This is a genomic window from Marinobacter maritimus (genome assembly GCF_007671675.1).
Taxonomy (GTDB): domain Bacteria; phylum Pseudomonadota; class Gammaproteobacteria; order Pseudomonadales; family Oleiphilaceae; genus Marinobacter; species Marinobacter maritimus.
On record NZ_VCGW01000008.1, the window covers coordinates 72,320 to 82,763 of the forward strand.

The window sequence follows — 10,444 nt, forward strand, 5'->3', positions numbered from 1 at the left end:
GATTCACAGGGGGAAATTGAAACGCTCGATTATACATGGTCGGCCGGATTGCGGCGAACCCATGCAGTTGGTTCTTTTTCAGGACTGGAAGTTGAGAGCTCTGTGAGCACGGAAGGGCTGTGCCAAAACACGCTACTAGCACATCCGTGTGCGCTTGTTTCGGGCCGTCCTTGGCCCTCTACAGTTTTGGCACAGCCCTTCCGTGCTCACATCCAGTCAATTTGCTGGCCGCTATAAGGCAAGAGGTTCAAGCTAACGCTTTCTTTGATCGTGAACCCTGGGCTCTATCCCCAATGCTCTGAGTTGCTTGAAATGTGCACGGGCCTGGTTGAGAACGGCGGAATCATTGTGGGCTACCAGAGCGAGACGTTTGAATTTGTCTGCGTTTGCCGGAAGCGTCGCCGAGAGGATGATGACGGTGTCCCAGTCTTCTGCCACAGGCGGGCAGAGCAGGATGCCGACGGGGTCGGTGCAGATTGTGGCGGAGTCGGGCACGATGCTGTGGGGGATGAACGCGTCAGGGCTGAGGTTCCAGAGCAGGTTGTCCAGTTCTTCGGCCTGTTGGGTTGTATCACATACGATGCACACCCGGTCACCTTGCTGCCAGGCTTTATTTACAAGCTTGCTGGCGTGCAGGTTGCGGGCGGCAGGGGTGTCCTGGAGGAGAATGTGGAACCAGTAGCGCTGGTTCCTCTCTTCCTGCCCGGCTCCCCTATCAGCCACTTGACTGGAATCACCGGCAGCATTGCTGCCGGCTTGCGCTGCCGGATTATTTTCCGGCATGGGACATCAGGTAATCGACCAGCAGAGGAACCGGACGGCCAGAGGATCCTTTGGCTTTGCCTGAATGCCATGCAGTGCCGGCGATGTCGAGGTGGGCCCAGCGGTATTCTTTGGTGAAGCGCGACAGGAAGCAGGCAGCGGTAATGGTACCTGCCGAGCGGCCGCCGATGTTGGCCATGTCGGCAAAGTTGCTGTCCAGCAAACTCTGGTACTCATCCCAAAGTGGCAGGCGCCATGCCTTATCGCTGGCGCGATCGCCAGCAGCCAGCAGTTCGTTGGCCAGCTCATCGTTGTTTGCCAGTAGGCCTGTAGCTTCATGGCCCAGGGCAATGATGCAGGCACCGGTGAGGGTGGCCAGATCAATCACAACCTCCGGGTCGAATTTCTTCACGTAGGTGAGGGCGTCGCACAGTACCAGGCGGCCCTCGGCGTCTGTGTTGAGAATTTCAACGGTCTGGCCTGACATGGTGGTCACAATGTCGCCTGGGCGGGCGGCGTTGCCATCCGGCATGTTTTCAGCGGCAGCGATAACGGCAACCACGTTGATTTCCGGTTGGATCTCCGCCAGCACCTGCATCGCACCGAATACGGCTGCAGATCCGCCCATGTCGTATTTCATTTCATCCATACCAGCGCCCGGCTTGAGGCTGATGCCGCCGGTGTCGAAGGTGATGCCTTTACCCACAAGAACATGGGGCTTGTCTTTTGCCTTGCCCCCGCGGTATTCCATGACAATCAGGCGGGGTGGCTGAGTGCTACCTTGGCCGACCGCCAGAAGGGAGTTCATGCCCAGCTTTTTCATCTGCTTCTCATCAAGAATTTCGGTCTTGATGCAGTCGTAGTCGGTCGCCATTTTAACGGCTTGTTCGGCCAGCCATACGGGGTGACAGATGTTCGGTGGCGTGTTGCCCAAATCGCGGGTGTAATTCATGCCGCGGCCTGTCGCCAGGCCCAGATTGAACGCTTCTTTCTGGGCTTTGCCAGTTCCTGAAGCGGCCACCATGATTTTGCTGAGTTTACGCGCGGCAGGTTTTTCACTCTTGAAATCGTTGAATGCGTAGAGTTGGTCTTCCAGTGTGCGGCCAATCAGGCTGAGCTTCGCGAGCTCGGCGCTTACATCTTCACTGCCGTTCAGTGTGGTGTCGGCAAGAGCGATCAGTGCACTCTTGGATGGGCCGTCTTTGAGGGCTCCTGTCATTGCGATAAGCGCTTTGCGGAAGCTGGCCGGACTGCGGTCTGCGTCTTTACCTGTGCCAACCACTAACAGTCTGTTCCAGGTTTGGTCGCTCAAGGGAATAAGGTTCGTCTCTGCACTCTTGCCGCTGATGTCACCGGCTTTCTGGAGTTTACTGATCAGCCCGCCCAGTGCGCCGTCGGCCTCGTTAGTGGAGGCTGGCCAGTCACCTTTTTCGGGCAGGGCGACGACCAGACAGTCGGCTTTGGTATTCGCAATGGCTTTACTGTTGAGACTGAAGTTCATGAAAACTCCTGTTGGCTGTTCGGAAAAGCCGCCACGGTTGGCGGCGGGACTGATTTGTTCCTATTCTGGCAAATATTGGGGTTTGCGAACGTATTATCAAGATGGAGGAGCAGCTTACTTCGCTTTCTCAGCGAGTTATCTGTCGTGGCCTTAACGTCGCCGTACTGTCATTCAGCCCCAAGGTTACATAGAATACGCGCAGTTTTCCTATTCCTCCATGTTTCGGTCTACACGGGCAGAGAAACCGTTTTGAGCATTATTTTCCGCTATCTCACACGTCAGGTTATGGTCAGCATGGTTGCCGTTTCGGGCATCCTTCTGCTGGTGTTTATGAGCGGGCGTTTCCTCAAGTACCTGGCCGGAGCCGCAGAGGGCAAGATCGCGCCGGGTGTGCTGTTCGAGATCATGGCTTACCGGTTTCCCGGGTTTCTGGAGCTGATTCTGCCGCTGGGGCTGTTTATCGGCATATTGCTCGCTTATGGCCGGATGTACCTGGAAAGCGAGATGACGGTTTTATATGCCTGCGGCGTAAGTGATCGCCAGCTGCTTTCGAAAACCCTGATGGGCAGCCTTGTTGTGATGCTGATCGTCGGAAGCATGAGCCTGGCGGTCTCGCCTTGGGGTATGACACAGGTTGAGAAAATTTTCGCCGAGCAAGCAAAAGCGACAGAATTTGAAATGCTCGCGCCGGGCCGTTTTCAGAAATTGTCATCGGGCGGCCGTGTGACCTACACAGAGAGTCTCAGTGATGACAAGCGACGCCTGGAAGGCGTGTTCATCGCCGAGTACGGTCGTGACGGCACGGGGGTGAGTATTATTGCCGCAGATTCCGGGTCACAGTTGATTGACGAGGAAACGGGCAGTCGTTTTCTGGTACTGGAAAATGGTGCCCGCTTTGATGGGGTGCCTGGCAAGCTTGACTACCAGATTACCGGTTTCGAGGCCTATGGTCTGAAGATCCGCAGTGGCAGCAGCGGTGATGTCGAACTGGAAGAAGGCGTTTCAACCGGCCAGCTGATGCGTTCGGATGACCCCCGCGACCGCGCACTTCTACACTGGCGCTTTTCACTGCCGCTAATCGTTCCGATTGTGACGTTGCTGGCGGTTCGGCTCAGCCGTGTGAATCCTCGGCAGGGTCGTTTTTTTCATCTTTTGCCTGCAATGCTGGTCTATGTTGCCTACCTTGGGCTGTTGATCGTAGCCCGTGACGCGATGGCCGAAGGTAAGGTGCCCGAATGGCTGGGTATGCTCTGGGTGCACGCCATCTTCCTGGCGCTTGGTCTCTGGCTTCAGTTTGGCCCGGCCTGGCTTCATAAAAAAAGGGTGAAGCGGGAAGGAGTGGCCAATGCGTAAAATTGACCACTATGTAATGCGCAATGTGGGTGGCGCCATGCTCCTGGTGATGGTGGTAGTGCTGTCGCTGGATTTCATTTTTGCGTTCGTCGCGGAGCTTGAAGACACGCGCAACAATTACCAGATTCTGGACGCGCTCTGGTATGTGGTCCTGACTTTGCCTCGCAGGATTTATGACTACCTCCCGCTGGGAGCTTTCATGGGGTGTCTGGTCGGTCTGGGTGCGATGGCCAGCTCCTCCGAGCTCACAGTTATCCGCGCTGCCGGGGTTTCTCTGAAGCGCGTAGTCTGGTCGGCGATGAAGCCTGCGTTGGTGGTGGTGCTCGCAGGTGTTCTTATTGGTGAGTATGTGGCTCCTCCGGCGGAGCGAACCGCGCAGAGTTACAAGGCCGTTGCGCTTGGAGCGGGCCAGAATGTCGCCGCGGCGCACGGGGTGTGGCATCGCGAAGGAAATATCTTCATGCACCTCAATGCTGTGCAGCCTAATGGCGTCTTGCACGGTATTACCATGTTCCGCTTCAACGATCAGCGGCAACTGATGGCGTCGAGCTTTGCCGAGCGGGCGATCTATCAGGGTGATCATTGGCGGCTGGAAAATTCTACAACTACGCGTCTTGAGGGTGACACAACAAGCCGCGAGGATCATCCGTCGTTGCGCTGGGAAACAGGCCTGACGCCTGATGTTCTGAGTGTATTGATCGTCAAGCCGGAGAACCTTTCGATGCTTGGCCTGTTCACCTACGCCAGCTACCTCGGCGATCAGGAGTTGAACGGCTCTCCCTACTGGTTGGCGTTCTGGAAGAAGGCGCTGATGCCACTGGGTACCGGGGTAATGGTGATGGTCGCGATTTCGTTTATCTTCGGGCCGTTGCGCTCGGTTACCATGGGTTTTCGTGTATTTACGGGGTTGCTTGTTGGTCTCATTTTCAAATACATGCAGGACCTTTTGGGGCCTATGAGCCTGGTTTACGGATTTAACCCGATACTTGCGGTGCTTGTGCCGATTGCAGTGAATGCGGTGGTTGGTGCCGTATTGATGCGCCGGGCAGGATAGCGTAGCCGCCCGGCATTCGTCTTCAGCTAGTCTTGGCTTTATGGGGAAGGGCAACGACCACGCTGTCTGAAAGCCTGTCCGTTATGGAAAGTCCGTTGATGGGGTAAAACAGCGCAATCATCGCTGGAGCGGTGAGGAAAAGTGTTGCAGAACCGAGGTAATAGCCGGCCAGTAGAGCCACGAAAAATACGGCAGCTGCGGTCAGGTAGCGGCGAAGTGCCTGGCTCCAGCTCACGGAAGAGCCGTCGAGGTTTTCTATCCGTACGCGCCACACCTGCATGCCCAGTGTCTGACCAATGCGTGTCCAGAAGTAGGCAAAGAACAGGTACATCACCAGAAACAGTACAAACGTCAGGCCAGGATCGCCGGATAACTGGCCCGCTTCCGCTTTTTGTTCGAGTTGATCCCAGCCCGTAATCCAGCCGGTTATCATTGTGTATATCCAGGTGGCGACCAGAAGTACGGCAATACTGATCAGGCCGTCGTAAATAACGGCCAGTGATCGTTTGAGAAACGTCGCTGGGGGAAGCAGTTCGTCAGCGGCGTGGAAGCGGCGGGGCATGGGCTCTCCTGTGATTTTTCACGTTTTTCCTGTACTCGGCGTGTGCTAGAGTAGCCGATTTGCACACGCGTGTAAGTATTCGTATTCAATCGCGGATCCTGCCGTTTTACGGTGGGATTTCTGGAAAGGTATCAAAGGGCTATGAAAACCGCAGAGTTGCGACAGGCATTTCTCGATTATTTCAAACAGCAAGGTCATTCCATTGTTTCAAGCAGTTCGCTGGTGCCGGCGGATGATCCGACACTGCTGTTTACCAATGCGGGAATGAACCAGTTCAAGGACGTATTTCTTGGCCGTGAGGAACGCGACTACAATCGCGCAACCAGCTCCCAGAAATGCGTTCGTGCTGGCGGTAAGCATAACGACCTTGAAAACGTGGGTTACACGGCGCGTCACCACACATTTTTCGAAATGCTGGGCAACTTCAGCTTTGGTGACTACTTCAAGCGTGAAGCCATCAACTATGCGTGGACATTTCTTACCGGCGAGCAATGGCTGAACCTACCCTCGGAAAAGCTATGGGTGACCGTCTACGCCGACGACGACGAAGCTTACGATATCTGGAACAAAGAAGTGGGCGTGCCGGCGGACCGTATTGTCCGTATCGGAGACAACGGCGGTGCTCCCTATGCATCGGATAACTTCTGGCAGATGGGCGATACCGGCCCTTGCGGTCCCTGCACCGAAATATTCTACGACCATGGCCCGGATGTGGCCGGAGGCCCTCCGGGGAGTCCGGAAGAAGACGGCGACCGCTACATCGAGATCTGGAACGTGGTCTTCATGCAGTATAACCGCACCGCTGATGGCGAGATGCTCAACCTGCCGAAGCCCTCCGTTGATACGGGCATGGGGCTGGAGCGGGTTACGGCTGTTCTGCAGGGCGTTCACAGCAATTACGAAATCGACCTCTTCGACGACCTGCTGAAGGCCGCCTCCACCATACTCGGCGGTGCAGCAACAACCGAAGCCAGCCTGCGAGTGGTTGCCGACCATATCCGCTCCTGTGCGTTCCTGATCTCTGATGGCGTAATGCCCTCCAATGAAGGCCGTGGTTTTGTACTGCGACGCATCATTCGTCGAGCTGCCCGTCACGGCAACAAACTGGGCGCCACTGGCCCGTTCTTCTACAAGCTGACCGGCGCCCTGGTTGAATTGATGGGTGAAGCTTTCCCGCAGCTGGTCAGCAGCCGGAAGCAGATCGAAAAAGTGCTGTTGCAGGAAGAAGAGCAGTTTGTAAAAACTCTGGATAAAGGCCTGCGCCTGCTTGAGCAGGACATTGCCGAGCTGAAAGGCGACGTGATTCCCGGGGAAACCATTTTTACGTTGTATGACACCTACGGCTTTCCGGTGGATCTCACCAACGACATAGCCCGTGAGCGCGGTTTGTCACTGGATTACGAGGGCTACGAGAAGGCCATGGAAAGTCAGCGTGAGCGCGCGCGGGCGGCCAGCAAATTCGGCATGGATTACAATGCCGCTGGCTTGGGCATTGAGGGTAAAACCGAATTTACCGGGCACGATCACATCGATGGTCACGAGCGCATTCGCGCTGTGATTGTCAACGGCGAAAAGAAAACGGCAGAAGCCGGTGACGAAGCGGTTGTGGTGCTGGAGCGCACGCCATTCTATGCGGAATCTGGTGGCCAGGTGGGTGATACCGGTTTGCTGACCTGGAGTGGTGGCCGCTTCAAGGTAACGGATACCCGCAAAGACGGCGATAACCACCTGCATGTGGGCACCCTTATAGAGGGCGAGCTGTTCGAGGGCCTGGAAGTGGACGCCCGAATTGATCACGCACGCCGCGATCGGACCCGTCGCAACCACTCTGCCACGCATTTGTTGCACGCTGCATTGCGTAAGGTTTTGGGTGAACATGTTGGGCAGAAGGGCTCACTGGTCGATCCGGACAAGCTGCGTTTCGACTTTTCGCACTTCGAGGCCGTAACGCCCGAACAACTGAAAGAAATCGAACGCCAGGTGAATGAGCAGATTCTTGAGAATACACCAGTGCAGACCGACATTACGGATATGGAACAGGCGCAGGCAAAAGGCGCCATGGCTTTGTTCGGTGAAAAGTACGGCGACGTTGTCCGCGTTCTTAGTATGGGCACCGACAGCTACTCTGTAGAGCTGTGCGGCGGCACTCACGTGGCGCGCACCGGTGACATCGGGCTGTTCCGGATTACATCGGAGAGCGGCATTTCTTCCGGTGTTCGCCGCATCGAGGCGGTTACCGGCTTTGGTGCGCTTGAGTGGGTGGATGAAACCGAGCGCACTCTGCGTGAAACGGCTCGCTTGGTTAAAGGTAGCCGGGAAACGGTTGTCGACAAGGTGCAGCAAACCGTTGAGCGAAACCGACAGCTTGAGAAGGATATTGACGCCCTGAAAGCCAAGTTGGCCAGCTCTGCAGGCAGTGACCTTGCCGGCTCGGCGGTTGAAGTGGCCGGCTTGAAAGTGGTCGCGTGCGAACTTGAAGGTGCAGATCGCAAGGCCCTTATGGAAACCGCAGATCAGCTTAAAAACAAGCTGGGTGAGGGTGTCGTTGTACTTGCGAGCGTTGATGACGGCAAGGTGACACTTGTTGCTGGTGTTACAAAATCCGCGACAAGCAGAATCAAGGCCGGCGATCTTATGAAACACCTGTCCAGTTTGGTTGATGGCAAAGGCGGTGGCCGGCCAGACATGGCTCAAGGCGGCGGTAATGATCCCTCAAAGCTTGCTGAAGCGCTTGCCGGTGTGCCGGAGTGGGTTGAAAAAAATATCGCTTAAGCAACTGTTTTTCTTAAGCGGTCGAGGTTTATAATTCTGGCCGCTTGTTTTTTGACGGGTAGAGCTTCTCGCTCTGCCATAGGTCCCTGATTCAGATATTGGAACGACAATGGCGCTGTTGGTTCAGAAGTTTGGTGGCACCTCGGTAGGCACAACCGAGCGCATAGAAGCTGTTGCGGAGAAGGTATGCGGTTTCCGCAAAGATGGCCATGATATTGTAGTTGTAGTTTCTGCCATGAGTGGCGAAACCAACCGGCTTATCGCGCTGGCCAACAATATAATGGAGGAGCCCACGCCCCGCGAGATGGACGTTCTGGTCTCAACAGGTGAGCAAGTAACCATTGCCCTTCTTTGTATGGCGCTGCAGAAAATTGGGTGTGAAGCGCGCTCCTACACAGGATCCCAGGTTCGCATACTGACAGACAGCATGCACACCAAGGCCCGTATAAAACAGATTGATGAGCAGCGCATGCGCGAAGACCTGGATGCCGGCCGCGTGGTGGTTGTCGCCGGGTTTCAGGGCGTTGATGAGAATGGAAACATCACAACGCTGGGCCGAGGTGGCTCTGATACCACAGCTGTTGCCCTTGCAGCGGCGCTCAAGGCCGATGAGTGTCAGATCTATACCGACGTAGACGGCGTATACACGACAGACCCCAGAGTAGTGGACAGTGCCCGTCGTCTGGCGCGGATTACCTTTGAAGAGATGATGGAGATGGCGAGCCTGGGCTCAAAAGTACTCCAGATTCGCGCCGTAGAATTTGCGGGCAAATACAACGTTCCGTTAAGGGTTCTCTCCAGCTTTGAGGAAGGTGAGGGCACTCTGATTACACTTGAGGAAAACACTGCCATGGAACAACCGGTCGTCTCCGGCATCGCTTTTAACCGTGATGAAGCCAAAGTTACGATTTCGGGTGTACCCGACACCCCGGGTAGCGCACTGCGCATCCTGAAGCCAATAAGTGATGCCAACATTGATGTGGATATGATCGTCCAGAACGTGGGCGAGGATAACCGCACTGCATTCACGTTTACCGTGCATCGCAATGATTTCAAGCGCGCGAAAGACGTACTTCAGCGTGTTTCTGACGAGTTGGGTGCTCGTGAAGTCAGCGGTGACACGAAGATCGCAAAGGTCAGTATTGTCGGCGTTGGAATGCGCTCTCATGCGGGAGTGGCGACCAAAATGTTTGAGGCGCTGTCCGTTGAGGGTATCAATATTCAGATGATCTCCACATCGGAAATCAAGATTTCTGTGGTGATTGATGAAAAATATCTTGAGCTTGCGGTGCGTGCCCTTCACAGTGCATTTGAGCTCGACAAGCCCGGGGTAGAGGAAACCTTATAAAAGGGACTCATTTTCTGACCTTGTGGTCGTGTGTAACAGTATAAGGGAGTGTGTGTCTTGGTTGGGCAGTGTTCTCACTATAAACGTCGAACCAATTAAAATATTACTTGTCGGAACAGGTAGCTCTGGATAGGGAGTAAAGGATATGTTGATTTTAACACGCCGCGTTGGCGAAACTCTGATGGTCGGTGATGACGTAACGGTTACCGTGCTTGGGGTGAAAGGAAATCAGGTGCGGATTGGGGTGAATGCACCGAAGGAAGTTGCTGTGCACCGGGAAGAGATTTATCAACGCATCCAGTCTGAAAAAGGTGTGGATGAGCCTGAGCCTGGCAACAGCTGAGCATTGAAAAACACCTTTCACGTAAGACTTGGGCGTTTTTTTCGTTTTCAGTAAAAACCAAGGCTAAAAAAATCGTGTCAAGCCTATGAAAACAGAAAAATTATGGTAGTATACGCCCCGTTCTCAAGGAGAGGTGGGTGAGTGGCTGAAACCAGTTCCCTGCTAAGGAACCGTACGCGAAAGCGTACCGAGGGTTCGAATCCCTCCCTCTCCGCCATTTTCTTTTTATAAGGAAATCGGAACAGGTTGAAGTTGCATTCAACCACAGCAATAGTGATCAATGCGCGGCTGTAGCTCAGCTGGATAGAGTACTCGGCTACGAACCGAGCGGTCGGAGGTTCGAATCCTCCCAGCCGCGCCACTTAATAGAATATCGATGAGTGAACCCGACTTTAGAGTCAGGCTCATAAGTCAGACAGGATTTGAACCGAAAGAGGTTCGACCGAAGCACACGCAGTGTGCTGAGGAACGCCAGAGCGAAGCGACGGCGGCCCCGAAGGGGTGAGGGCCAAAGGCCCGAATAATCCTCCCATCAGGCAAAGTGCCAAATGTGAGGATAAAAAGTTATTGGCGGCTGTAGCTCAGCTGGATAGAGTACTCGGCTACGAACCGAGCGGTCGGAGGTTCGAATCCTCCCAGCCGCGCCATATTCAAGTCAAAACGCCTCAGCTTGTGCACCTCACAGCCTGAGGCGTTTTGCATTCTACAGCTGGGAGAATTTGAACCGAAAGAGGTTCGACCGAAACCTG

At 54.9% G+C, this 10,444-nt stretch carries 8 protein-coding genes and 3 tRNA genes; 8 read left to right on the forward strand and 3 right to left on the reverse strand.

The annotated features are described in order from the left end of the window. Window positions 1–252: 252 nt before the first annotated feature. Entirely contained in the window at window positions 253–783 is a 531-nt protein-coding gene (locus tag FFI90_RS19430) for a DNA polymerase III subunit chi (RefSeq protein WP_144780417.1), read from the reverse strand. After that, on the reverse strand, window positions 770–2,263 hold the full coding sequence (locus FFI90_RS19435; RefSeq protein WP_144780418.1) for a leucyl aminopeptidase: 1,494 nt from the start codon (window positions 2,261–2,263) through the stop codon (window positions 770–772). Before FFI90_RS19435 ends, FFI90_RS19430 begins: the two co-directional genes overlap by 14 nt. A 249-nt stretch (window positions 2,264–2,512) precedes the next feature. On the opposite strand from FFI90_RS19435, the gene lptF reads away from it, so the two are divergent. Beyond that, window positions 2,513–3,616, forward strand: coding sequence for an LPS export ABC transporter permease LptF (gene lptF / locus FFI90_RS19440; RefSeq protein WP_144780419.1), 1,104 nt, complete (start codon window positions 2,513–2,515; stop codon window positions 3,614–3,616). Further along, the gene (lptG, locus tag FFI90_RS19445) at window positions 3,609–4,670 is read left to right on the forward strand and encodes an LPS export ABC transporter permease LptG (protein WP_144780420.1); all 1,062 of its coding nucleotides are present in this window, start codon (window positions 3,609–3,611) and stop codon (window positions 4,668–4,670) included. The genes lptF and lptG overlap by 8 nt, the downstream gene beginning before the upstream one ends. 22 nt (window positions 4,671–4,692) lie before the next feature. Here the strand turns inward: lptG and FFI90_RS19450 are convergent, their stop codons facing one another. Next, window positions 4,693–5,232 (reverse strand): RDD family protein, encoded by a 540-nt coding sequence (locus FFI90_RS19450; protein ID WP_144780421.1) that lies wholly within the window; start codon window positions 5,230–5,232, stop codon window positions 4,693–4,695. A gap of 141 nt (window positions 5,233–5,373) precedes the next feature. Here FFI90_RS19450 and alaS point away from each other — a divergent pair, with 141 nt between their 5' ends. The 6 genes from alaS to FFI90_RS19480 all read left to right on the forward strand — a co-directional run bounded on the left by alaS (window position 5,374) and on the right by FFI90_RS19480 (window position 10,342). Then, window positions 5,374–8,004, forward strand: a complete 2,631-nt coding sequence (alaS, locus tag FFI90_RS19455) for an alanine--tRNA ligase (protein WP_144780422.1) — start codon at window positions 5,374–5,376, stop codon at window positions 8,002–8,004. A gap of 109 nt (window positions 8,005–8,113) precedes the next feature. After that, window positions 8,114–9,352 (forward strand): aspartate kinase, encoded by a 1,239-nt coding sequence (locus FFI90_RS19460; protein ID WP_144780423.1) that lies wholly within the window; start codon window positions 8,114–8,116, stop codon window positions 9,350–9,352. 145 nt (window positions 9,353–9,497) lie between these two features. Beyond that, the gene (csrA, locus tag FFI90_RS19465; protein WP_144780424.1) at window positions 9,498–9,695 is read left to right on the forward strand and encodes a carbon storage regulator CsrA; all 198 of its coding nucleotides are present in this window, start codon (window positions 9,498–9,500) and stop codon (window positions 9,693–9,695) included. A 127-nt stretch (window positions 9,696–9,822) separates the two neighbouring features. Next, a tRNA-Ser gene (locus FFI90_RS19470) sits at window positions 9,823–9,912 on the forward strand. 67 nt (window positions 9,913–9,979) lie between these two features. Further along, window positions 9,980–10,056 (forward strand) — tRNA-Arg (locus FFI90_RS19475). Window positions 10,057–10,265: 209 nt separating this feature from the next. After that, window positions 10,266–10,342, forward strand: a tRNA-Arg gene (locus tag FFI90_RS19480). Window positions 10,343–10,444: the final 102 nt, after the last annotated feature.

What these genes read in the sequence shown, in the direction of transcription:
- FFI90_RS19430 (WP_144780417.1), bottom strand. Translation starts at nt 783, where the DNA reads ATGCCGGAAAATAATCCGGCAGCGCAAGCCGGCAGCAATGCTGCCGGT.
- FFI90_RS19435 (WP_144780418.1), bottom strand. Translation starts at nt 2,263, where the DNA reads ATGAACTTCAGTCTCAACAGTAAAGCCATTGCGAATACCAAAGCCGAC.
- lptG (WP_144780420.1), top strand. Translation starts at nt 3,609, where the DNA reads ATGCGTAAAATTGACCACTATGTAATGCGCAATGTGGGTGGCGCCATG.
- FFI90_RS19450 (WP_144780421.1), bottom strand. Translation starts at nt 5,232, where the DNA reads ATGCCCCGCCGCTTCCACGCCGCTGACGAACTGCTTCCCCCAGCGACG.
- alaS (WP_144780422.1), top strand. Translation starts at nt 5,374, where the DNA reads ATGAAAACCGCAGAGTTGCGACAGGCATTTCTCGATTATTTCAAACAG.
- FFI90_RS19460 (WP_144780423.1), top strand. Translation starts at nt 8,114, where the DNA reads ATGGCGCTGTTGGTTCAGAAGTTTGGTGGCACCTCGGTAGGCACAACC.
- csrA (WP_144780424.1), top strand. Translation starts at nt 9,498, where the DNA reads ATGTTGATTTTAACACGCCGCGTTGGCGAAACTCTGATGGTCGGTGAT.